The sequence below is a fragment of the Sinorhizobium sp. FG01 genome (assembly GCF_002531875.1).
GTDB lineage: Bacteria > Pseudomonadota > Alphaproteobacteria > Rhizobiales > Rhizobiaceae > Sinorhizobium > Sinorhizobium fredii_C.
In genome coordinates, this window is record NZ_NWTB01000003.1 from 263,873 (window position 1) to 287,231 (window position 23,359).

The following is a 23,359-nucleotide window of genomic DNA, read 5'->3' on the forward strand; positions in this document are numbered from 1 at the left end:
ATCTCGTCGGGAGATACCCCGCCCCTCACGCGGCAATCTCGCTATAGGGCGTGGCCTTGCGCGCATATTTCAATGTGCGCGCCCACCACGTGAGCCGGTCCATCATCAGGAACAGTGGCGCCCGAAGCTCTTCCGGCTTGTAGAGATTGCCGGCTGCATCGAATTTCGACCACGCCTTCGGAAGCGCCACCCCGTCGCGGAGCATCACCGCATGCAGTTCTCCGAAGACCTGGCGCAATTGCTCGACGGCGCGGATACCGCCGGAGGCGCCGCCATAGGAGACAAAGGCCACCGGCTTGGCATGCCAGGGCTCATAAACGGCGTCGATCATTTCCTTCAGCGCCGCGGGATAGCCGTGATTATATTCCGGCGTGATGACGATGAAGGCGTCCGCCTCGGCAACCTTTCGTTCCATCCACTCGGCCGGATCGGCCGATTTCTCGCTGCGAGAGTTCTTCAACCGCAATGGATCGATGATCGTCAGGCTGAAGACGTCGGACGTCGAAAGCTCGCGGATAAGCCAGCTGGCGACGGTATCGCAGAACCGGCCCTGCCGTGCGCTGCCATAGATCAGCGCAAGGGTCATTTTCTCTGTCATGCGGAATCAGCTCCTAGTTGTCGTTTACAGGGAGCTCATGCTATAGAACCTCAAGCTTAGTTGAGGTCAATAGCACCGATGCAAAAAGAAGAGGGCAGCGATTTCAGGCGGGAGCTGACCGTCGGCGAGGTCGCCGAACGGAGCGGCATCGCCGTCTCGACGCTGCATTTCTATGAGACGAAGGGGCTGATCCGCAGCAACCGCAGCCGCGGCAACCAGCGGCGCTATCCGCGCTCGGTGTTGCGACGCGTCGCCGTCATCAAGGTCGCCCAGCGCACTGGGATTCCGCTTGCGGAGATTCAATCCGCCCTGTCGGTGCTTCCAGACGACCGGCCGCTGACCGTCGAAGATTGGGCCCGGCTATCGAACAGCTGGCGGCAGCAACTCGACGATCGGATCGCCAAGTTGACCTCGCTGCGCGACCAGTTGACCGGCTGCATCGGCTGCGGCTGCCTGTCGATGCGCGATTGCCCGTTGCGCAACCCTCATGACGTGCTTGGCTCCGAGGGTGCTGGGCCGCGCCTGATGGATCCGTCCGACGGCTCGAGCGACGCGGAAACCGCCGGGGCGTGAGCCGCAGCCGGCCGCATCCGGTTGAGCAGGATCATGCTCGTCAAAGTGCCGACCGAGCAGAGCAGTGCAATCGAAAGCGCCCAGCCGTTCCCGGCTGCTCCGAGTACGAAGGAGAAGAACGGAGGGGCGGCGGCGAAGGCGAGGTTGAGCGGCAATCCGAGGCGCGCCGTGACCAGCGCATATTGCGCCGGCGAGAAGAACACGAGCGGCATCGTCGCCCGGCTGACCGACATGGCGCCGCTCGAAAGGCCGTAGAGCACGAGGAAAAGGACGATCGACCACTCGCTCCCCGCGCCGAAAATCAAGGTCAGCAATGCCAGCGGCATGATCGCCGCCGCGACGAAGCCGGTCGCCAGCCCGTCCCAGCGGTTGCGGCCGAGAAAATCGAAAAGCCGCGCCGAGAGCTGGACGAAACCGATCACGGATCCGAAACCCACCGCCAGATAGTCGGGCACGCTGTAGCTCCGGAGAATATCGATGACAACGAGCTGGAAACCCCAGGTAACGAAGCCGTTGAGCGCAACTGCCGCAACGATAAGGGCGACAAGCGCCCAATAGTGACGCGTGTCGGGCTGCTCCCGCTTGCCATCTGAGGCGGCACGGGACGCCCGGCCTGCCCTTTTGGTCTGCGGGAGACCGAAGCAATGCAGCGGCGCGCAGACGAGCAGCATCACCGCGCCGTAGACGATGAGCGCACCACGCCAGCCGAGCGCTGCCTCAACGAACACAGTGACGGGCCAGGAAACACTCGGGGCGAGAGCCGTGGCGAGCATCTGCGCCCCGATCGCTCGGCGCGCGCCCTCGCCGGCAATTTCACTCAGATAGACATGGGCGGACGTCGTCAGCGTCGCGGCACCGGCGATACCGAGAAGAGCCCAGGCGGCCAAATAGGTGACCGGCCCATGCGCGCTCGCGAGCACCCACAAGCCGGGCGCAGCTAGCGCCGAACCGGACGCGAGCACCGGCCGCGCTCCGAAGCGCTCATAAAGCGCGCCCAGCGGCGGTGAGCACAGGGCCATTGCCACCAGCATCATGGTGGGACCGAGATAGATCATCGACGGCTCGAGACCGAGGTCGCCGGCCATTCCCGCCGCCGTGACCGATACGAACATGAACATCGCGCCCCAGGCGACGATCTGCGTGACGGACAGCACGATTACCGAGCGGACGATGGGCATGGGGTGATGGCCGGTATGAGCAATCGGGAGGGTGTCGGGAAGAGTGGAGCAACGCTTAGCGCGCTCCCGCCGCCTTGGCGAGATGAATTGAGTGCGCGCTTCGAAAATGCGGTCGTTCAATCGGCGCTCGGCAGCCGGCGCATCGTGAACTCGATCTCGTCGCCCTCGAGTTGGCGCCAGCTCTCGACTTCCGTCCAGTAGGCGGCCTTCGGCCATGTCTCGAACCATTCGCGCGCCTTGGCGCGGGCGGCACTGCGTTCGAGGCGGAAGGTCTCGCGCACGAACAGCCTGTCTGCTCGCGCGGGGTGCTCCCGGCGATGCCGGGCGATCTGGCGCCGCAAGCCATCGAGCGGCGGTCCTGGGGGTATCTTCGCCATGGCTGTACCTCTGACGATAAAGATAGGAACGGCACCGCCGCTTGGCCAGCCCGTCGGCTCCGACCCATCGCCCCGAGCAAAATCGCCGGAGGCGCGTCGATGCGATAGACTGTCACGCGGGGCCGCGGCGCCGTTGCCATCCGGCCCAAAATATGGACTGTGAACGGCGACAGAATCGGGGCTCCCTCTCTGCGAAAGCCCGCCTATTGGAACCGGAATTCCCATGGAAAGACCGCAATTGCCGCAGGGTCTGCCTGCAGACATCGAAGACAAGAAGGCCGAGGCGAAGGCCTGGTTCGAAAGCCTGCGCGACTCGATCTGCGCGGCATTCGAGGCGATCGAGGATGATCTGACAGGACCCTTGTCGGATCGTCCGCCCGGCCGTTTCGTCGGCAAGGACTGGCTGCGCGAGGAAGGCGCCGGCGGCGGCGGCCGCATGTCGATGATGGAGGGCCGCGTCTTCGAGAAGGTCGGCGTCCACACATCGACCGTTTTCGGCGAATTTTCCCCCGAATTCCGCAGCCAGATGCCCGGCGCCAGCGAAGATCCACGTTTCTGGGCCTCCGGCATTTCGCTGATCGCCCATCCGGTCAATCCGAACGTGCCCGCCGTGCACATGAATACGCGCATGGTCGTGACCACCAGCAACTGGTTCGGCGGCGGCGCGGACCTGACCCCCGTCCTCGACCGCCGGCGCCTCATGACCGATCCGGACACCGTCGTCTTTCACCGGGCGATGGAGATCACCTGCAACCGGCATCCGGTCGCCGATCATGCGAAATTCAAAGAATGGTGCGACGAATACTTCTTCCTCAAGCACAGAAACGAGCCGCGCGGCACCGGAGGCATCTTCTACGATTGGCTGCACTCGCCCGAGGATCTTGGCGGCTGGCAGGCCGATTTCGCCTTCACCCGCGATGTCGGCAAGGCCTTCGCCATCGTCTTTCCGAAGATCGTCAGGGCGAATTTCAACACGCCTTGGACGGAGGCCGATCGCGACGAGCAGCTCGTGCGTCGCGGCCGCTACGTGGAGTTCAACCTGCTCTACGACCGCGGCACCATCTTCGGCCTCAAGACGGGTGGGAACGTCGAGTCGATCCTCTCGTCCCTGCCCCCGGTCGTTCGCTGGCCCTGATTGCTCAACGAAGACGCGAACAAATCACAGCCTCCGGCGTTTTCTCCGCAACGACGGAGTGATCGCCGCATGATATTCAAGAAGCGCACATTCTTCGGCCAGGAGCCCGAAAGAGTAACCCCCGACCACCCGGCGGAGCTGGAGCGAAGGGTTGCCCATTGCCTTGCCGTCGCGCCGGGCCTTGACGCGGCCGACGTCACGGTGACCTGCAGTGGCACCACCGTCCTGCTCGGCGGCACCGTTGCCACAAAGGACGAAATCCTCCGCGCAGAGGAAGCGGCAATGTCGGTCGCAGGGGTCGGCGAAGTGCTCAACCGTATAGCGCTCTCGAAAAGCAGCAGCGGGTAAACTCAGCCTTTGCGACAATGCCCCTCATCTGCCGGCAGGCAGATGAGGGGCGAACGTCCGGTTTAGCGCCGAGCTTAGATAGACCGAAGCGTCCAGCCGACGATATCGGCTGCCACCTTGGCGAAGGCCGCGTCGAGGGCTGCGACAAAGGCCGGATTGCCGGCACCCTGCACCGGCGCGACGGCACGGAATTCCTGCTGCCTGCGCACGGTGCCGGTGCGATCGTCCAAAATCTTGGCGAAGATCTCGACGACCGCCGTATCCGGTCCGTCGGTGGAAATCTCGAAGGCGCGGAGTTCGGTGACCAGCTGATAGTCGATGGCAAGGCCCTGGCCCGGCTTGCCGACGCCACGAACCCTGCCGGTATCGTCGAAAGTCTGGACAAGCCGATCCTGCACCAGGCGCGGCAGGCTGTCACCCCATTGGGCCCCGGCGAGATATTGCAGTTCCGATCTCGACAGCCGGACGACGATCTGGTCGCTGCCGAGTGTCTTCAGGGCCGTCGGTTCCGGCACGAGGATCTGACGGTTCGTTCCAGCCGGGCGTGAGACGACAGGCACCGATGCCAGGCTGAACGTATCGTTGACCGCCTGGCGCGTACCGCAGCCGGCCATGATCGTCGCCAATGAAAGAACCGCAGCAAACCGGGCCGCTCCCGCACCACACAACGCTACCAGACCCGGAAAACCCATACGCACATCATCCCCAAACAACGCGGCGCCGTCCGGCTCCCCGCCCCCACGCAACCTGCCCGCGACCGATCAGCGAATCACCGCCGCGTGCGGCCATCATATTGCTTAACAGTCTCGCCGCCGAATAGCAGGCGCTGTGGATTTCGATCGAAATTGGAAATTGTACTCTGCAGGCTCTGCACCGTCCGCCGCGTTTCCGTGACGAGCGTCTCCACGTCCCGCAAGCCGGAATTCGAGAAGCGCTTCAGGTTGTCGGTGATCGGACCGATCTGGGCGTTGAGGTTGTCGGCCATGCGGCGGAACGATTCAAGCGTCGCGCGCGCCTCAGCCGAAAGCGACGGCGCATTCGCGTCTCCCAGGAAGCCGTCGACCTTCGCGAGAATGCCGTCGACACGGTTTGATGCCGCATTCAGCTTGTTCGACATCTCCGTAAAATCGGTGATCGTCTGGTCGATGTCTTCCTGACGGGCGGAAATCTTGTTGGCAAACTCGGATACCTGAGCGGCAACCTTGCGGGCATCGGCGCTCGCCGCGGAGATGTCGTTGACGACGAGCCCCACCTTCTGGCTGTCGACCGCAGCCACCAACGCGTCGACACGCTTCAAGGTCTGCTGCGCGTTCTTGCCGAACTGGTCATAGGTGTCGACGGTTCGCTTGAAACCGGCGATCGCCTCCGAAACGCCGCCGGAAGCGGCCTTGAGGTCGTTGCTCACCTCTTCGACATTGCTGACGATCGTGTCGATCTTCTTCGGATCGACCGACTTGATCAGCCTGTCGGCGCTCGCAAGCGTGGTATCGAGCTTCTTCGAGGCCGCACTGACCGACCCCGATAACTCCTCCACGCTCTTCAGGAACTGATCGATCGCGTCGGAATTGTCCGCCAGCGCCTTGGAGAACCGCTGCGCATTGCCGATTGTCGAGGTCAACGGGCCACGAACTTCCGTGACGAAGCCCTGAATGTCGCCGATGGCGCTGTTCGCCCGATCGAGGATCTGGTCGGCGGTCGCGAGCAGGCTGGTGACGCTCGACTGGTCGGCAAGAATACGCGCCTGCGTCCCGTTCTCGAGTGCCGTCTTCAGGATGTTTTCGTCGCCCTTTCGCCCGCCGCTGAGCTCGATATAGGCCGCCCCGGTCAGGCCCTGGATTTCCAGCGTCGCCCGTGTCGAGGTCAGCACCGGCGCATCGGCCGAAACCTCCGTGATGGCGATCGAGTAGCGCGGATCATTGGCGTCGATCGCAAGACTGCGCACGCTGCCGACATTGATCCCGTTGAAACGCACCGGCGAGCCGACCGAGAGACCGTTGGCAGAACCCGGAATGTTGACGACGAGTTCGACCATTTCGCCGCTTCGGCCGTATTGCGACATCCAGTAGACGAAGCCGAAGGCAGCGGCGATCACGAACACCGTGAAAAAGCCGACAATGGCATAATTCGCTTTAGTTTCCATCGGCTCAGACTACCTCTGCGGCCCCGCCGCCACTTCACCCTGCTGCGACACACCTCGCGTCGCCTATTTTATCACTTTTACCGCTCAGTCGTGCTCGCGCACGATCGCCCTCGCCCGCTTGCCGCGGAAATAGGATTTCACCCACGGCTCGTCGCAGGCAAGCATGTCCTCGATGGTTCCCTCGACCAGGACGCGCTTCTGGCCGAGGACGGCGATCCGGTCGCAAACCGAGAACAGGCTGTCCAGATCGTGAGTCACCATATACACGGTCAATCCAAGCGTGTCCCGCAGCTTGGCGATCAACTCGTCGAACTCCGCCGCGCCGATCGGATCGAGGCCCGACGTCGGCTCGTCGAGAAAGACGAGATCCGGATCGAGGGCCAGCGCCCGCGCGAGGGCGGCGCGCTTGATCATACCGCCGGAAAGCTCCGAAGGATATTTTTCCGCCGCTTCCGGCGCCAGGCCGACCAGTTCGATCTTCAGGCGCGCCAGTTCATCCATCAGCCCCTGCGGCAGATCGAGATATTCCCGCATCGGCACCTGGATGTTCTCCCGCACGGTGAGTGCGGAAAAGAGCGCCCCATGCTGGAAGAGAACGCCGAGCCGCATGTCGAGCGCGATGCGTTCCTCCTCACTCACCTTGTCGTATTCCGCGCCAAGGATCTTGATCATGCCTGAGCGCTTCGGCAGCAGCCTCAGGACCGTGCGCATCAGGACCGACTTGCCGGTGCCGGAAGCTCCGACGAAGCCGAGGATCTCCCCGCGCAGCACGTCGAGATTGAGCTTGTCGAGGACGATATTGTCGCCGAAGCCCACGGTCAGGTCGCGAACGGAGAGGATGCTTTCGCGCTCCGCCGCCTGCTCCAACTGCTTCTCCATGACCGCCTGAACCATTTTCCGCCCGCCTCAGAAATCGATCGCCGCGTAGAACATGGCGAACAGGCCGTCGATGAGGATGACGACGAAGATCGACTTGACGACCGACGACGTCACACGCCGCCCGAGCGATTCCGCGCTGCCGCCGACCTTCAGCCCCTCGACAGCGGCAACGACGCCGATGATCAGCGCCATGAACGGCGCCTTGATCATGCCGGCCGCCACCGACGAGAAGTCGACGGCCTCCTGCAGTCTCGCGAGGAACGTCGGTATGGTGATGCCCGAATAGCTCCAGGCAACCAGCGCCGCCCCGGCCAGAGCGGCGAAATTCGCGATGATGGTCAAGAGCGGCAGCACGATCGTCAGCGCCACGAGGCGCGGAAAGACGAGTACGCCGACCGGGCTCAACCCCATGACCTTCAGCGCGTCGACCTCCTCGCGCATTTTCATCGAGCCGATTTCGGCCGTGATCGCGCTGCCCGAGCGGCCGGCGATCATGATCGCCGTCAGCAGCACGCCGATTTCGCGCAGCTGCAGAATGCCGACGAGGTCGACGACGAAGATTTCCGCGCCGAAAGATCGGAGCTGAAAGGCGCCCTGCTGGGCGATGATGGCGCCGATCAGGAACGACATCAGGGTGATGATGGGTGTCGCCATCACGCCCATGCGGTCGATCTGGTGGACGATCGCGGCAGGCGATACGCCGGCGTGACGCCCGAGCTTCATCTGTGCCCCGCGCACCGCGGATCCCAGGATATACATGGCGGCGACCGTGTCGGTCCAAATCGATACGGTCACCTCACCGATCGGTGCAAACAACCGCTGGAAAAGCGGGTCCCTTCGTTTCGAACGCTCCGGCTGCCGCAATTCCTTGGGCAGAGCGCGCACCAATTCGACATAGCGCTCCCCGCCGCCGGCGAAGCGAACCTCGCCCCCGTCCTCGCTGCCGAGCCCGTTCATGAAGCGCCGGATTATCCAGGCGCCGGCCGTGTCCATGCCGGTGATCCCGGAAAAATCGAACTCGTTCCGGCCGCCGGCCGGCTTTCCGAGCCGCTTCAGCTTGTCGGCCATGGCTTCCGCCGTCTGATGCCGCCAGTCGCCGCTGAACACATAGCGTCGGCCCGTCTCCCCGTCGGCCTCGGCGAGGACGACATCGGCAGCCTTCTGGGATGGCTTTCGCGTCACGTGATCTTGGTCTTTCACTTGCTATTCAGTAATCTCTTAAACCAGATTCGATCCCAGGACAAAATCACCCGTCGTTTCAAAGCCGTACGGCAGGCCTTGTGCGGCCGAAAAGACACAGCGCGCCGGCCCGACCGAGCGCCCGGGCATGGCGGGCACGGCGAATCCCCACCCCATGAGAGAACAACGATGCCGATCTCGCTTTCAGCTACCGTCGACCATTTTCCGATCGCCGGCACCTTCACTATCTCCCGCGGCTCGAAGACGACGGCGAGCGTCGTGACCTGCACGCTCAGCGACGGCGCCGTCATCGGGCGGGGCGAATGCGTCCCCTATGGCCGCTACGGCGAATCGATCGAATCGGTCCTGAGCCAAATCGAAACCGTTCGAGCGCCGATCGAATCTGGCATCACGCGGCTCGACTTGCAGCAATCGATGAAACCCGGTGCCGCCCGCAATGCCGTCGATTGCGCGTTCTGGGATCTCGAGGCCAAGCGGGCGAACAGATCGGCCGCTGCGCTCGCCGGGCTCGCCGCTCCGGTCGCCCTGACGACCGCCTACACGATCTCGCTCGCCGAGCCCGAAGAGATGATGGCGCAGGCCGCAAGATATGCCCATCGCGCGCTGCTGAAGGTCAAGGTCGGAACCGCTGACGACACCTCGCGAATCCGCGCGGTGCGGAAAGGCGCACCGAAAAGCAGCATCATCCTCGACGCCAACGAGGGCTGGACGCCGGAAAACCTCGCCTTGCATTTTGCTGTCTGCGCCGAGGCCGGCATCGCCCTCATCGAGCAACCCCTGTCGGCGGGGCGTGACGAGGCGCTGGGCTCCGTGGCACACTCGGTTCCCGTCTGCGCCGACGAAAGCGTGCATGCGACCGAGGACCTGAAGGCGCTCGTCGGACGCTACGACGCGGTAAACATCAAGCTCGACAAGACCGGTGGACTTACCGAGGCGCTGCGCATGCGCGAAGAGGCCCGGGCGCTCGGCCTGAAGGTCATGGTCGGCTGCATGGTCGGCAGTTCGCTCGCCATGGCTCCGGCCGTCCTCGTCGCGCAGGGAGCCGACTTCGTCGACCTCGACGGCCCGCTGCTGCTTGCACAGGACCGCAGCCCGGGGCTTCGCTACGCGGCCTCGCTCGTCTTCCCGCCCGAGCCGAGCCTGTGGGGCTGAAGATACCAGCCGGCATAGGCGAAGCAGCATCCGCATAGCGCCACGACCGACATCGAATAGAAGCCGGCGACACCGAACCAGGCGTAAAAGTAGCCCGACAGGAAGGTGAAGATCGCCGTGAAGATGCCGGTGTAGAAAAAATAGAGGCCCTGGGCGGAGGCCTCCTGCTCCTCGGCGACGCGCTCGACCAGCTTGTGCTGCATGCCGGTGTGCATGATCGCATAGGTAAAGGCGTGCAGGCACTGGAGGACGAAGTAACCGGTAAAACCGAGGTCCATCGGAAAGATCAGCCAGCGCGCGACCGCCAGCAGGCAGCCGGAGAAGATCATCGTCCAGACGCTGAAGCGCCTGGTAATGGCCTTGGCAAAGAAGAACATCAGCACTTCCGCCGCCACCCCGGCACTCCACAGCGCCCCGATCTGCGTGCCGCTATAGCCGATCTGCTGCCAATAAATGGCAGAAAACGCGAACAGCATCGCATGGCTGCTGTTGACCAGCGTGACGCCGATCAAAAGCAGCTGCAAATCGGGCTGCCGCAGCGATTGCGGCGGCGCTTCGGTGATTGCCGTGATCGGCGAAGGCCTGCGTGGGCGGCCGATGCGCGGAGCTGCGCAGGCCATCGCAACGGTCAGGCCGAAACCGGCGGCCATCGCCGGCAGCACCATTGCACCGCCGATGAGGCCGGTCATCCAGCCGCCGAGCATCGTCGCACCAATAAAGGCGATCGATCCCCAGACGCGCATCTGCGCATAGTCAAAACCCCAGCGGCGCACGCCCGAAAGCGCGATCGCCTCGACGATCGGGAGGTAAGGCGAATAGGCGGCCGACTGCAGCGCATAGATCACCAGCACCGGCCAGAAGTCCTTGGCGAAGAAGAGGACGAAGGCGAGTGCAAGCGAGAGGCAGGCCGACCAGATCAGCACGATCGTGCGCTCACCGAGCCTGTCCGCCAGCACACCCGCCAATGGCGCCGTGATGACCCGGATGAACATCGGCACGGCGAGGACCACGCCGATCTCGAAATCGCTCATCGACAAGCCGTTGAGCCAGACCGGGAAATACGGCATGGCGAAGCCGTTGACGATCAGCGGCGCGCAGAAGAGCAACCCGATGCGGAGCGCGAAATAACGCGGCGGAGGCCCCAGGACGGGGCGCGCGGATGCGGGAATCATGGGAGGACCTGATGGCTGTGCGCAACCCCTAGCACGAATATCCGCCAGCTCGCTAGCCGCTAGTTTTAGCCACAGGTGGGGCTCAGGCCTGGTACCGAGGACCTCAGGCTGCCCGCGGCGCGGCCAAAGTCACGGGCAAGCCATCGGCCGAGGTTTCCACCGCCACTCCGCCGCGCAGGCTATGCCAGGTGAGCAGTTCCATCGTGCCGTCGAAATGCTCGGCGATCGCCGTGCAGCTTTCGACCCAGTCACCGGTGTTGATGTAGCGGATCTCGTCGATGTCCTCGATCACCGCGTGATGGATATGCCCGCAGATCACGCCCTGGGCGTTATGCCGGCGGGCTTCCTCCGCAACGACCCTCTGAAACTCGCCGATGAAATTCACCGCGTGCTTGACCTGCAGCTTCGCCCAGGACGAAAACGACCAATACGGCATGCCGAGGCGGCGGCGAATGGCGGCAAGGCCGATATTAATAGCGATTGCCGTGTCGTAGGCCCAGTCGCCGAGATAGGCGAGCACACGCGCGTTGCGCACGACGACGTCGAATTCGTCGCCATGCAGCACGAGGTAGTTGCGCCCGTCCGCGCCCTGGTGCATGTGGCGCGCCGCGACCTCGATACCGCCGAAGTGGACGCCCGGAAAATCCCTCATGAACTCATCGTGGTTGCCGGGAATGTAAATAATGCGCGAACCCTTGCGCGCCTTGCGCAGGAGCTTCTGAACGACGTCGTTGCAGGACTGCGGCCAGTACCAGCTCCGCTTCAACCGCCAGCCGTCGACGATGTCGCCGACGAGAATGATAGTCTCGGCCTCATGGTGGCGCAGGAAATCGATCAGGTAGTCCGTCTTCGCCGCCTTCGAGCCCAGATGGACGTCGGAGATGAACAGCGTCCGCAATTTCCGCACCGGATTCTGTTGAGATCCCGATATCGCAACCATGAGATCCTCGCCTTCTCGAGCTATGTCTCGCCTCGTCAAAACCAGACTCGTGTTTCAGGAAGATGACACCGGAATTCGGCGGACCGGATCGGGCTGATGAAAAGCGCTGCCGTGAAACTGTACGCGGGCGGGAATTCGTGCCAAAAGGCCCCGATCCAGAAACGGGGATGTGACGGCATGACCACGGGCGAAAAAGCGAAACCTCAATCGGCTCCGGCGAGCGGAGACATCGACCAGCAGGCACTCTTCTTCCACCGCTACCCCCGTCCGGGCAAGCTAGAGATCCAGCCCACCAAACCGCTCGGCAATCAGCGCGATCTGGCGCTCGCCTATTCGCCCGGCGTCGCAGCCCCCTGCCTTGCCATCAGGGATGACCCGGCGAGCGCCGCCGATTTCACCGCCCGCTCTAACCTCGTCGCCGTGGTCTCCAACGGCACCGCCGTGCTCGGCCTCGGCAATATCGGTCCCCTGGCCTCAAAACCGGTGATGGAAGGCAAGGCCGTCCTCTTCAAGAAATTCGCCGGCATCGATGTCTTCGATATCGAGATCGACGCGCCGACCGTCGAACGCATGGTCGACGTGGTTTCCGCGCTCGAGCCGACCTTCGGCGGCATCAATCTCGAAGACATCAAGGCTCCGGAATGTTTCGAGGTCGAGCGCCGCTTGCGGGAGAAGATGGACATTCCCGTCTTCCATGATGACCAGCACGGAACGGCGATCATTGTCGCCGCCGCCGTCCTGAACGGCCTGGAACTCGCCGGCAAGGACATCGCCAAGGCGAAGATCGTCGCCTCGGGCGCCGGCGCTGCCGCCCTTGCCTGCCTGAACCTTCTCGTCACCCTTGGCGCCAAGCCCGAAAACATCTGGGTCCATGACCTGGAGGGTCTCGTCTATAAGGGCCGCGAGGTTCTGATGGACGAATGGAAGGCCATCTACGCGCAGGACAGCGCCAATCGCGTGCTTGCCGACAGCATCGGCGGCGCCGACGTTTTCCTGGGACTTTCTGCAGCAGGCGTCCTCAAGCCCGAACTGCTCGCCCAGATGGCCGAGAAGCCGCTGATCATGGCGCTCGCCAACCCGACACCGGAAATCATGCCGGAAGTGGCGCGCGCCGCGCGGCCGGACGCGATGATCTGCACCGGACGCTCCGACTTCCCGAACCAGGTCAACAACGTCCTTTGCTTCCCGCATATCTTCCGCGGCGCGCTCGATTGCGGCGCGCGCACCATCAATGAAGAGATGAAGATGGCGGCGGTGCGGGCAATCGCCGGCCTGGCGCGCGAGGAGCCGTCGGATGTTGCGGCCCGTGCCTATTCAGGGGAAACGCCGGTCTTCGGACCCGACTATCTCATCCCCTCGCCCTTCGACCAGCGGTTGATCCTGCGCATCGCTCCGGCGGTGGCCAAGGCTGCAGCCGAGAGCGGCGTCGCTACCCGGCCGATCCAGGATTTCGACGCCTATCTCGACAAGCTCAACCGCTTCGTCTTCCGCTCCGGCTTCATCATGAAGCCGGTCTTCGCAGCCGCCAAGAACGCCCCCAAGAACCGCGTCATCTTCGCCGAAGGAGAAGACGAACGGGTGTTGCGCGCCGCCCAGGTGCTCTTGGAAGAAGGCACGGCCAAGCCGATCCTGATCGGCCGTCCGCAGATCATCGACACCCGCCTCCGCCGCTATGGCCTCCGAATCCGTCCCGATGTCGACTTCGAGGTCGTCAATCCGGAAGGAGATCCGCGCTATCGCGACTACGTCGAAGAATACTTCACCCTTGTCGGCCGTCTCGGCGTCATCCCGGAAGCCGCCCGCACGATCGTCCGCACGAATACGACGGTGATCGGTGCGCTGGCGGTCAAGCGCGGTGAAGCGGACGCATTGATCTGCGGGGTCGAAGGGCGCTACAGCCGACACCTGCGCGACGTTTCACAGATCATCGGCAAGAAGCCGGGCGTACTCGACTTCTCGGCGCTAAGTCTGTTGATTTCCCAGCGCGGTGCGACCTTCTTCACCGACACCTATGTGAGCTTCAGCCCCAGCGCCGAGGAAATCGCCCAGACGACCGTGATGGCCGCCGGCGAAATACGCCGCTTTGGCATCACGCCGCGCGCTGCCCTTGTTTCCCATTCGAATTTCGGATCGCGCGAATCCGAGAGCGCCGCCAAGATGCGCGCCGCGCTCAAGCTCGTCCGCGAGCTGGCGCCCGATCTCGAGGTCGACGGCGAGATGCACGGGGACGCAGCCATCTCCGAAACGCTGCGCGAGCGGGTGATGCCGAACAGCACGCTGAAGGGCGAAGCCAATCTGCTCGTCTTCCCCAATCTCGACGCCGCCAACATCACGCTCGGCGTCGTCAAGACGATGACGGACAGCCTTCATGTCGGGCCGATCCTACTCGGCTCGGCGCTGCCGGCCCACATCCTTTCCCCCTCCGTCACCTCCCGCGGCGTCGTCAACATGGCGGCTCTTGCAGTGGTCGAGGCAAGCCATCCCGCCTGAGGAATGGCTCTCCGGTCTATCGCGCTTTAGGCGATTCCGCGGCAGCTTGCCGCGGAAATACAACCATGCATTGATCTAGTGAAAAGACTTGCACCGATTACGAAATATAGCACTAGACAAAAACCGGCAGGCTAAACCATGTTTATTCTAGGGGCATGAATCGGTGTTACGGCATGACTAATCAACAGGCTGTCCTCGATCTGCTGGATATCGTGGAATATGGCGGGTGTGCGGAACCGCAGCAATTCTTCGCCTTGATGCGTCGTACCTTCGATATTGCGCATCTTCTCTATCTGGAAGCGGAACCGACGGCCGAGGGTCTCAAGGTCTGCCGCCTGCATCACACCTTCGGCGCCTATGCCGAGGAGCTCTATCTGTCGCGCGGTCTTCACCGGATCGACCCTATCCTTCGGCTTGCTCTCGGAGGCGTAAGGCCTGTGGAATGGGCACCCGCACGCCGCCGCTTTCCCGAATGCGAGCCGCTCTTCGAGGCTGCAGAGGACCTCGGCCTGTCCACGGAAGGGGTCGCCCTGCCGCTGCCTTCGCCGGCCGGCCGCATGGCGCTGCTGGCGATCAGCGCCAACATGTCGCCGACGGAATGGTCCGAATATCGCCGCTGCCATCTGCGTGACTTCCAGCTGGCAGCCAATCTCTTTCATGCCTCGATGCTCGAGCGGACGATGGCAGATACGATCGACGAGCGCGATCCGCGCTTGACCAGCCGCGAAACCGAGGTCCTGACCTGGTCGGCAGCCGGCAAGAGCTATTGGGAAATCGCGACGATCCTCGGCATTTCCGAACGCACGGTCCGCTTCTTCATGAGCAATGCACGCCGCAAGCTCAATGTCGTGTCGAACACGCAAGCGGTTGCGCAGGCAGTCCGCCATGCGTTGATCCCCACCATCTGACGGGGGAATTTACCATCGGAGCTCGCTCCCGGCGCCGGATGCCCCACAAATTTTGTGGGAAAAATCGTTGGATTAAACTGTCACTACCGACAGTTACATGTGTCGCCCGAGCCTGACAGCATCGCTCCATCGCGCAAACACGATGGAGCGAAAGATGATCAGGATAGTGAACGGAAACGCTCGCGGAAAACATCCGCAGGCCATCGACGAGATGTTCCGGCTGCGCAAGCGCGTCTTCCACGACTTCTTGAAATGGGACGTCAGGACCGAGGGCGATTGGGAAATCGACCACTACGACAAGGCCAATCCGCTCTATGTGATGTCCTATTCGCCGGAAACCGGGAAGCTGCGTGGCTCGCTCAGGCTCCTGCCGACGCTGGGGCCGAACATGCTGGATGATACATTCCCGGTGCTGCTCGGCGGCAACCCGGAAATCCGGAGCGCTTCGGTCTGGGAATCGAGCCGCTTCTGCATCGACCCGGATATTTCCCAGGACCGGTCTTCGAACCAGGTGACGGTCGCCGCCGCCGAACTGATGTGCGGCGTCGGCGAACTTGGCCTTGCCTCCGGCATCAGCCACATCGTCACCGTCACAGACGTCTTCCTTGAGCGGATGTTCCGCCGCATGGGGTGCCCCGGAGAACGGATTGCCGAGCCGCACAGGATCGGCAATGTCTACGCGGTCGCGGTCGCCTGGGAAGTGTCGAGAAGCCTGCTTCGACAGATGAAGGCCGTTGCCCTCATCGAAGGCACGGTGCTCGAACGGCCCATGTCGCTCGAAACTGCAAGGGCGGCCTAATCATGGCCGGGCCGTTCAGGCGGCCCGGCCCTTCCTGTCTCGGAACACGTATTAACGCAAACGCCGTCTTGTCGTTGCGCCCTCACCCTAACGTCGTATGATGTGACTACAGGCGCCCCTGTCCCGCGATCAGCGGAGCGAAATGCAGGAAAGACGAGTGTCAGTGTCCCGATCCACTGCGTCCTTGAGGATGATGCACCTTGCGGCCGCTCTGCTGCCCCTCGCCTTGGCTATGCCTGGGCAGGCATCGGCCACCGACGTCTGCGCGCGCCTCAGCGCCCGCCTCGCAGAGCTGCCGGCGGCGTTCACGACAAACGCCAATCTGCGCGATTTCACCGGCGCGGTTTCGCGGCAGAACATCGAACTTCGCCGCGCCAGGAACGAAAGGCGGCGCATGGAATGCAGCGACGAGTCCGTCGTCTACATCGAAAGCGAAAATGCGGCTGCCTGTGCCGAGCTTGACGATGCGATTGCGCGCATGGAGGACAATCTCCACACGCTCAAGGCCCAACGCCGGCACCTGATTTCGAAGGGCAATGAGGACATGCGCCGGCGGATCCTCGCCGCCATGGAATTGAACGACTGCTCGGGGGACGCCGCTCCGAACTGGGACGAGACGGTTCCGGATGAATTCGGCACCGAAGAGGCGCGCGCTCATCGCAACATCCTCGAAAGCTTCCCGCCGGACGGCGAGGACTATCCGTTGCTGTTCGATGGTCCGACCGACGATTTCACATTCATGGAGAACGGCGCGGCAGGCGGCTTCAGGACCATGTGCGTGCGGACCTGCGACGGAGCATTTTTCCCGATTTCGTCGAACGCCACGCCGGCCGACTTCGGACGCGACGCCGAGCTTTGCCGGGCACGATGCCCCGGCGCCGATACGGAACTCTATTATCACGTCCTCGCCACCGAGGAGAGCGAGCAGATGGTTTCGGCGTCCACGGGAAGGCCGTACAGGGAACTCCCCAACGCCTTCGCCTATCGTGTGCGCGACGTCGGTTCTCCCGGCATCTGCGGCTGCCAGATTCCGAAGATCACGACGGATCAGAACAAAAGCACCACCTCGGGAACCAAGCTTTCGGTGGTCAGCCCTTCCGTCGTGACGATCGAGGGGCCGTCTGCACCAGCCTTCGGACCAGCGGGGGCAAAGCCCGTGGAAGAGCGCCCCTATGATCCGAAGAGCAGCAAGGTCCGCGTTGTCGGTCCTGCCTTCCTGCCACAGGAAGAGAGCGCGATCGATCTCAAGAACCCTCGGGGATCGCGTTACCAGCCGCTGCAGAACGAGTGACACCTTCCCTTTGGGCGGTCGTTACGAGGCTGTCGCGGACGCCCCATCCTTCGTCGAAAACGAGGTCCTCGAGCGGCAAGCGTTGCCGCCAGCCCTTCACCGCCAATTCCGGCTGCTGGTAGAGGCGATCGACATAGCCAAGGCACAGCCAGGCGACGATTTCGATGTGCTCCGGAATTCCGAGGATATCTTTGACCTCGTTCTCGTGGAAAATGCTGACCCAACCGACGCCGACGCCTTCGGACCGCGCCGCGAGCCAAAGATTCTGCACCGCGCAAACCGTCGAATACACGTCCATTTGCGAATTGTGCGTGCGGCCGAGCACGACGGCGCCGCCGCGGGTCCGGTCGCAGGTCACGCAAATGCCGAGCGGCGCCTTGCGTATGCCCTCGAGCTTGAGTGACCGGTATTTCGCCTGCGCCTCGCCCGAAAACATTCCGGCTGCCTCCTCATTGGCGCGCTGGAAAGCCTGCCAGACCCTCTCCCGCGTCTCGATTCGCCGTACGAGCACGAAGTTCCACGGCTGCATGAAGCCGACGGACGGGGCACGATGCGCCGCTTCGAGCAGGCGGGCGATCAGCGGTTCGGGCAGCGGTTCGGGCAGGAACTCGTCGCGCACGTCGCGGCGCGTCTCGATGGCACGATAGACGGCGGCGCGCTCGTCCGGCGAAAAGGCACCGGCCGCCGCAAGGCAGCCGTTCGGGTCAGGCAGCATCGTTCGATCCCCAACAATGCGCAACCTCCCGCCGTCCGCGCGGGGCCGGTCTATCTCGCCAGGCCGGTCTTCTGACTTCGGATCACTCGGCTGCGCCACCTTCCCAGATCGCATCAGGAACCAGTGGCAAAGCTCTGAAAATACTCAGAACTCTTTTGGCGCAGACGTCACCGTCACAGCGTTGGGCACGTGCCGGAATTCTACCGGCTTCCCGATTCTCCCGCAGCAAGCGGGCACCTGACGGCCGCATATGGGCACAGCCGCCGGCGAAACGCAAGGCGGGGGCGCCGCGTCCTGCTCAAGCCGGCCGATAACGCACGAAGGCGAAGGCATCGCCGTTGGGCGACCAGTTCGGAACGTTCATCGTCCCCTGCCCGCCGAAGAGTTCGAAGAGGACACGCGCATTGCTGCCTTCCGGATCCATCAGCCGAAGCCGCACATCGAGATCGCGCGGATGGTCGAAGACCTCGCCGTCATAGGACAGCACCAGCAGATGCCTGCCGTCCGGCGACGGGTGCGGGAACCAGTCACCATAAGGGCTGTCGGTGATGCGCTGGACATCGCTGCCGTCCGGCCTCACCCGCCAGATCTGCATGCGGCCGGTGCGGCTCGAATTGAAATAGATCCACGCACCGTCCGGCGACCAGTCCGGGCCGTCGTTGCGGCCCTCGCCATGCGTCAGGCGCCGCTCCTCTCCGCCATCGACCGAAATCGTGTAGATGTCGAAGATCTGGTCGCGGATCCCGCAATAGGTCAAGGTTTTCCCATCCGGGGACCAGCCGTGCCAATAGGACGGCAGGTTGCGCGTCACCAGTCGCGGCGTGCCGCCCTCGGCCGGCAGCAGATAGATCGCCGACTTGCCGAATTCGGTCTTGTCGCTGATCGCCAGCGTTTTCCCGTCCGGCGAAATGCCGTGATCGTTGTTGCATTGCCCGGCAAAGCCCGTGTCGATTTCCACGGGCTCGGAACCGTCAAAGGCAAGCCGATAGAGCCTGCCGTCGCCGTTGATGATCAGTGATTTGCCGTCCGGCGACCAGTTCGGCGCCTCGACCAGCCGCTCCGTCTGCCAGACGACTTGCGTCTCGCCGGTGGCAATATCGAAAATCTCCACCGAACTGCGCATGATCTACCCTCGGTCGCGGAAACGGTTGGTGATCGGATAGCGCCGGTCCCGGCCGAAATTCTTCTTGGTGATCTTGACCCCGGGAGCCGACTGCCGCCGCTTGTATTCGGCGATGTAGAGCAGGTGTTCGATCCGATGCACCGTGGCCTCGTCATGCCCGCGGGCGACGATTTCCTCGGTACTCAGTTCCTTCTCCACCAGGCACTCGAGAATGTCGTCGAGGACCGGATAGGGCGGCAGCGAGTCCTGGTCGGTCTGGTTGGGCCGCAGTTCGGCCGAGGGCGCCTTGTCGATGATGTTCAGCGGGATGACCTCGCCGGAGGGGCCGAGTGCTCCGGGCGGCACAGCGCCATTGCGCCAGCGCGACAGTGCATAGACCTGCATCTTGTAAAGGTCCTTGATCGGGTTAAAGCCGCCGTTCATGTCGCCGTAGAGCGTCGCGTAGCCGACCGACATTTCCGATTTGTTGCCGGTGGTCACCACCATCGAGCCGAACTTGTTGGAGATCGCCATCAGGATCGTGCCGCGCGTGCGGCTCTGCAGGTTCTCCTCGGTGATCCCGGATTCGGTCCCCTCGAACGTGTCGGCGAGAGCATTGAGAAAGCCTTCGACGGGCTCCTCGATCGCAACGACGTCATAATGGCAGCCGAGCGCCTTGGCACAGGCCTCGGCGTCCTTCAGCGATTCCCGCGACGTATAGCGATAGGGCAGCATGATCGTGCGAACCCGCTCCTCGCCGAGCGCGTCCACGGCGAGCGCCGCGCAGATCGCCGAGTCGATGCCGCCCGACAGGCCGAGGACGACGTTCTTGAAGCCGTTCTTGTTGACGTAGTCGCGCAGCCCCAACATGCAGGCGCGATAGTCCGCCTCCTCGCATTCCGGCAGGCGAGACCGGAGTCCGTTGTGTGAGACCCAGCCGTCGTCACCCCTCGTCCATTCGGAGATCGCGAGCGCCTCCTCGAACTGGCTCATCTGGAAGGCGAGCGAGCGATCGGCATTGAAGCCGAAGCTCGCGCCGTCGAAGACCAGTTCGTCCTGCCCGCCGAGCTGATTGGCATAGATCATCGGCAAGCCGGTCTCTATCACCTGCTTCAGCACGATCTGGTGACGGACATCAACTTTACCGCGGTAGTAGGGCGAACCGTTCGGAGAAAGCAGGAACTCGGCGCCGCTTTCCTCGAGCGTCTCGCAGACGCCGAGCTCTCCCCAAATGTCTTCGCAGATCGGAACCCCGATGCGAATGCCGCGGAAATTCACCGGACCGGGCATCTCGCCTTGATCGAACACCCGCTTTTCGTCGAACTCGCCGTAATTCGGCAGATCCACCTTGTCACGGACGGCGATGATCTTGCCCCCGTCCAGGACGGCCACCGAATTGTGCCGCTGCGCGGAGGCTTGACGGGGGAAGCCGATGATCACTCCCGGCCCTCCATCCGCCGTCTCTGCGGCGAGGTTCTCGACGGCGCGCAGGCACGCCTTCAGGAAGGCCGGTTTCAGCACCAGGTCTTCAGGCGGATAGCCGGAAATGAAAAGCTCGGTGAACAGCACCAGGTCGGCGCCCTGGCGCGCGGCGTCGGCCCGCGCTTCGCGCGCCTTGGCCAGGTTGCCGGCGATATCGCCGACGGCCGGATTGAGCTGGGCTACGGCGATCCGTAGCGTCGAAGGTGCGGCTTTCTGTGGGGTCATGGCAGGCCTGTCGGTGTTTCCTCGGCGAATGCATCCAGCTTAAGGCTTGTACTTAACGCATCAGGGGGCAAAAAACCCCCTCCCAATCGCAATGCTTAGAAAAAATCTGAAAAATCCTGTTGTTCCCGGCCGTTAGTGACGCGACAGGGACCCGTCGCCACAGCGGGAACCTGAGGATCATCAAAGCCGTTTCGCCATTCATCCCCCGTTCAAGATGACGGTCGTATGACAGTTGAACGAAAGTTTTGTGAAATTGGAGAAGTTGTGGCCAGTATCGATTCCGCCGCGAGAGGTCCTCAGGTCTATGTCGAAAGGCCGGGCTTTTCCGTCAGACACGCAAAGACCCTGGCGGGCACCCGCAGCGCGCTGTTTTCGCTTTCGCTTGCCGCGACGATCGTCTTTGCGGTCGAGTTCATCGTGCGCCAGTCAGGCTCCGAAACGATCGCCTATTTCATCGATCCAATGCGGCCGGCCTGGACGACGGTCGCAGTCTTCTTCCTCGTCATGCTGGCGCTCGACGCGCTGTTTGGCCGTGAGCACAAGGGCGCGCTCGTGGTGGCGCCGCTCGCCATCATCCCGGCATTTATCTGCCAGCAGAAGCAAGTCTTCCTGTCCGACCCGCTCTATCCCACCGATTTTCTGTTCGGCCGTCAGATCATGGAGCTGATGCCGGTGCTGGTGAAGGATCGGCCATGGACCGCAGTCGGCGTCGTTCTCGGAATACTGGCAACCGTCATCGCCATCGCCCTGCTGCTGCGCTACGCCTGGCGGAACTTTCCGAAGCTGACCAGCCGGGAGCGTCTCGCACGGGTCGTCTTCGCCCTGCCGCTGCTCGTCGCCTTCTGGAACATCATGGACTACAACCAGTTCTCCTGGGTCCGTGACCGGTTGCGCGTCATTCCGATCATGTGGGACCAGACCGAGAACTACCGCCACAACGGCTTCGTGCTCGCCTTCGCGATCAACCTGCCGATGGCCAATGTGAGCGCTCCGCCCGGCTACATGGCCGATGCGATCGGCCGAATTCCCGTAAAGCCGCTGCCCGCCGGAACGACGCATCGCGGCAAGCCGGACGTCATCGTGCTGATGAGCGAATCCTTCTGGGATCCGACGCGTCTGCCCAAGGTCAAGCTGACGCCCGATCCGATGCCGACGATCCGCGAACTCCAGGGCGGCAACGTCTTCTCGCCCGAATTCGGCGGCATGACGGCCAATGTCGAGTTCGAAGCGCTGACCGGCTTTTCGAATGCCTTCTTGCCCTATGGCAGCATTCCATACCAGCAATATATCCGCAATCCGATCCCGTCGCTCGCAACCTTCTTCCGCGGCGAAGGCTATGTGTCGCGCGCCATCCACCCGTTCCAGGGCTGGTTCTGGAACCGCACCGCCGTCTACAAGGCCTTCGGCTTCGATACCTTCCGCTCCGAAGAGAACCTGCCGGCGATGCAGAAGCGCGGAATTTTCGCTTCGGATGAATCGCTGACAAAGGAGATCATCCGCCAGGCCGACGCGATGGACGATCCCTTCTTCTTCTTTGCCGTGACGCTGCAGGGCCATGGGCCCTACGAGCCGAACCGCTACGCGAAGAACACCATCAAGGTCGAGGGCGACCTCCCGGAAAGCGACCGGCAGGTGCTTGCCACCTACGCTCAAGGGATCAAGGAGGCCGACGACAGCCTGAAAATGCTCATGGAGTGGGCAAAGCAGCGGGATCGCGAGACGATCATCGTTCTCTTCGGCGACCACCTGCCGCCGCTCAACACCGTCTACACCAGCACCGGCTACATGAAAGACGTGACGGCGGAACGCAAGGGCTCGAAGGACCAGATGAAGGCGCAGCACGAAACGCCGCTTGTCGTCTGGTCGAACAAGACCGGTGCGCAAAAGGATATCGGCAGCATCAGCCCGGCATTTCTTTCCTACCAGATCCTGAAGCAGGCGGGCTATGAGCACCCCTACTACACGGGCTTCCTCGGTAAGGTTCACGACCACTTCCGCGTTATCGACCGCTATTTGCTGATCCGCAAGAACGGCAAGGGCTTGGAGAACTGGCTGCGCCAGCCGAAGATTCCGGTGACGCTGCGCGACTACCGCTTCCTCCAGCACGACATGATGTTCGGCAAGCGCTATAGCACCGAGCGCTTCTTTAAGTCGCACGCCGAACTTTTCAGCGCCGGCTTATAAGCGGATCGTCTGCGAACGCACTCATTGGCCCGGTGTCCCCGCCGGGCCAATTGCGTATTTGACTATCCGCGCCCCAATTCTCGCCGGGTTCCGATTGGATGCAGGCCGATCCGAAACAAGACAGAATCAACGTTTGCGCAAGTCAGACTCTGCTAAAATGACAACAGATACGATGCTTTAACCATTTTCGCGCATCGTACAGCTGTACGGATGCCAGAAATCAACTTCAAGATTCTGCGGAGACGCTGCTATGTCCGCACGAATCCTGAGCTTACCGGCCAAGCCGTTAGTCATACCAAACTATAGCAGCCACGGCTCTTCACCCGCCGGTGGCATCGGCGCCGCAAATTCCCCTAAAATTTACGTGAACCCAAACGGCGTACTTGCGCGTTTAGGCCAAGGTGAGATTTTATGTTGATTGCGCCGGGGCACGGGGTAAGCGAGCATTCGGTGCGTGGAGAGATCTGGAGC

Annotated in this window: 21 protein-coding genes and 1 riboswitch; of the genes, 9 read left to right on the forward strand and 12 right to left on the reverse strand. The window is 62.9% G+C overall.

What is annotated here, in order from left to right; all coding sequences use genetic code 11:
* Positions 1 to 25: 25 nt before the first annotated feature.
* On the reverse strand, positions 26 to 598 hold the full coding sequence (locus CO656_RS03950; protein WP_097524869.1) for an NADPH-dependent FMN reductase: 573 nt from the start codon (positions 596 to 598) through the stop codon (positions 26 to 28).
* Positions 599 to 676: 78 nt separating this feature from the next.
* Here CO656_RS03950 and soxR point away from each other — a divergent pair, with 78 nt between their 5' ends.
* The gene (gene soxR / locus CO656_RS03955; RefSeq protein WP_097524870.1) at positions 677 to 1,171 is read left to right on the forward strand and encodes a redox-sensitive transcriptional activator SoxR; all 495 of its coding nucleotides are present in this window, start codon (positions 677 to 679) and stop codon (positions 1,169 to 1,171) included.
* Here soxR and CO656_RS03960 read toward each other — a convergent pair.
* Together CO656_RS03960 and CO656_RS03965 are read right to left on the reverse strand one after the other, a co-directional pair.
* Positions 1,084 to 2,349: an MFS transporter gene (locus CO656_RS03960; RefSeq protein WP_097524871.1), complete on the reverse strand. Its 1,266-nt coding sequence runs from the start codon at positions 2,347 to 2,349 to the stop codon at positions 1,084 to 1,086. The genes soxR and CO656_RS03960 overlap by 88 nt on opposite strands.
* A gap of 116 nt (positions 2,350 to 2,465) precedes the next feature.
* Positions 2,466 to 2,726: a hypothetical protein gene (locus tag CO656_RS03965; protein ID WP_037424341.1), complete on the reverse strand. Its 261-nt coding sequence runs from the start codon at positions 2,724 to 2,726 to the stop codon at positions 2,466 to 2,468.
* Positions 2,727 to 2,949: 223 nt separating this feature from the next.
* Between CO656_RS03965 and hemF the strand changes: the two genes are divergently transcribed.
* Both hemF and CO656_RS03975 read left to right on the forward strand, forming a co-directional pair.
* The gene (hemF, locus tag CO656_RS03970; RefSeq protein ID WP_037424340.1) at positions 2,950 to 3,861 is read left to right on the forward strand and encodes an oxygen-dependent coproporphyrinogen oxidase; all 912 of its coding nucleotides are present in this window, start codon (positions 2,950 to 2,952) and stop codon (positions 3,859 to 3,861) included.
* 69 nt (positions 3,862 to 3,930) lie between these two features.
* Positions 3,931 to 4,209 carry a BON domain-containing protein gene (locus tag CO656_RS03975; protein WP_097524872.1) on the forward strand — a complete coding sequence of 93 codons (279 nt, stop codon included), beginning with the start codon at positions 3,931 to 3,933 and terminating at the stop codon, positions 4,207 to 4,209.
* 74 nt (positions 4,210 to 4,283) lie between these two features.
* Here CO656_RS03975 and CO656_RS03980 read toward each other — a convergent pair whose 3' ends face one another.
* The 4 genes from CO656_RS03980 to CO656_RS03995 all read right to left on the reverse strand — a co-directional run bounded on the left by CO656_RS03980 (position 4,284) and on the right by CO656_RS03995 (position 8,410).
* A complete protein-coding gene (locus CO656_RS03980) occupies positions 4,284 to 4,901 on the reverse strand; it encodes an ABC-type transport auxiliary lipoprotein family protein (protein WP_097524873.1) in 618 nt (205 codons plus the stop codon).
* 77 nt (positions 4,902 to 4,978) lie between these two features.
* Positions 4,979 to 6,349 carry an MlaD family protein gene (locus tag CO656_RS03985; protein ID WP_097524874.1) on the reverse strand — a complete coding sequence of 457 codons (1,371 nt, stop codon included), beginning with the start codon at positions 6,347 to 6,349 and terminating at the stop codon, positions 4,979 to 4,981.
* 84 nt (positions 6,350 to 6,433) lie between these two features.
* Complete coding sequence (locus CO656_RS03990) at positions 6,434 to 7,243, reverse strand: ABC transporter ATP-binding protein (RefSeq protein WP_097524875.1); 810 nt, start codon at positions 7,241 to 7,243, stop codon at positions 6,434 to 6,436.
* Between the two features lie 12 nt (positions 7,244 to 7,255).
* Positions 7,256 to 8,410 (reverse strand): ABC transporter permease, encoded by a 1,155-nt coding sequence (locus tag CO656_RS03995; protein ID WP_097524876.1) that lies wholly within the window; start codon positions 8,408 to 8,410, stop codon positions 7,256 to 7,258.
* Between the two features lie 186 nt (positions 8,411 to 8,596).
* Between CO656_RS03995 and dgcA the strand changes: the two genes are divergently transcribed.
* Positions 8,597 to 9,580 (forward strand): N-acetyl-D-Glu racemase DgcA, encoded by a 984-nt coding sequence (gene dgcA / locus CO656_RS04000; RefSeq protein WP_097524877.1) that lies wholly within the window; start codon positions 8,597 to 8,599, stop codon positions 9,578 to 9,580.
* On the opposite strand, the gene CO656_RS04005 is transcribed toward dgcA, so the two are convergent.
* Complete coding sequence (locus CO656_RS04005) at positions 9,532 to 10,752, reverse strand: MFS transporter (RefSeq protein WP_097524878.1); 1,221 nt, start codon at positions 10,750 to 10,752, stop codon at positions 9,532 to 9,534. The genes dgcA and CO656_RS04005 overlap by 49 nt on opposite strands.
* A gap of 103 nt (positions 10,753 to 10,855) precedes the next feature.
* The gene (locus CO656_RS04010; RefSeq protein WP_037424295.1) at positions 10,856 to 11,692 is read right to left on the reverse strand and encodes a UDP-2,3-diacylglucosamine diphosphatase; all 837 of its coding nucleotides are present in this window, start codon (positions 11,690 to 11,692) and stop codon (positions 10,856 to 10,858) included.
* Positions 11,693 to 11,869: 177 nt separating this feature from the next.
* Here CO656_RS04010 and CO656_RS04015 point away from each other — a divergent pair, with 177 nt between their 5' ends.
* From CO656_RS04015 to CO656_RS04030, 4 genes are all read left to right on the forward strand, one after another.
* A complete protein-coding gene (locus CO656_RS04015; protein ID WP_097525056.1) occupies positions 11,870 to 14,182 on the forward strand; it encodes an NADP-dependent malic enzyme in 2,313 nt (770 codons plus the stop codon).
* 173 nt (positions 14,183 to 14,355) lie between these two features.
* Complete coding sequence (locus CO656_RS04020) at positions 14,356 to 15,090, forward strand: LuxR family transcriptional regulator (protein ID WP_037424319.1); 735 nt, start codon at positions 14,356 to 14,358, stop codon at positions 15,088 to 15,090.
* 154 nt (positions 15,091 to 15,244) lie between these two features.
* Complete coding sequence (locus tag CO656_RS04025) at positions 15,245 to 15,889, forward strand: acyl-homoserine-lactone synthase (RefSeq protein WP_037424317.1); 645 nt, start codon at positions 15,245 to 15,247, stop codon at positions 15,887 to 15,889.
* Between the two features lie 142 nt (positions 15,890 to 16,031).
* Positions 16,032 to 17,180 carry a DUF2865 domain-containing protein gene (locus CO656_RS04030; protein WP_234819682.1) on the forward strand — a complete coding sequence of 383 codons (1,149 nt, stop codon included), beginning with the start codon at positions 16,032 to 16,034 and terminating at the stop codon, positions 17,178 to 17,180.
* Here CO656_RS04030 and bluB read toward each other — a convergent pair.
* From bluB to CO656_RS04045, 3 genes are all read right to left on the reverse strand, one after another.
* Positions 17,134 to 17,895 carry a 5,6-dimethylbenzimidazole synthase gene (gene bluB, locus CO656_RS04035; protein WP_037424288.1) on the reverse strand — a complete coding sequence of 254 codons (762 nt, stop codon included), beginning with the start codon at positions 17,893 to 17,895 and terminating at the stop codon, positions 17,134 to 17,136. The two genes, CO656_RS04030 and bluB, sit on opposite strands and share 47 nt — an antisense overlap.
* 43 nt (positions 17,896 to 17,938) lie before the next feature.
* Positions 17,939 to 18,151, reverse strand: a riboswitch (cobalamin riboswitch).
* Between the two features lie 42 nt (positions 18,152 to 18,193).
* Positions 18,194 to 19,018, reverse strand: a complete 825-nt coding sequence (locus CO656_RS04040; protein ID WP_097524880.1) for a TolB family protein — start codon at positions 19,016 to 19,018, stop codon at positions 18,194 to 18,196.
* A gap of 3 nt (positions 19,019 to 19,021) precedes the next feature.
* Positions 19,022 to 20,704: an NAD+ synthase gene (locus tag CO656_RS04045; protein ID WP_097524881.1), complete on the reverse strand. Its 1,683-nt coding sequence runs from the start codon at positions 20,702 to 20,704 to the stop codon at positions 19,022 to 19,024.
* A 264-nt stretch (positions 20,705 to 20,968) separates the two neighbouring features.
* Between CO656_RS04045 and CO656_RS04050 the strand changes: the two genes are divergently transcribed.
* Complete coding sequence (locus CO656_RS04050) at positions 20,969 to 22,888, forward strand: LTA synthase family protein (protein WP_179864695.1); 1,920 nt, start codon at positions 20,969 to 20,971, stop codon at positions 22,886 to 22,888.
* Positions 22,889 to 23,359 lie beyond the last annotated feature (471 nt).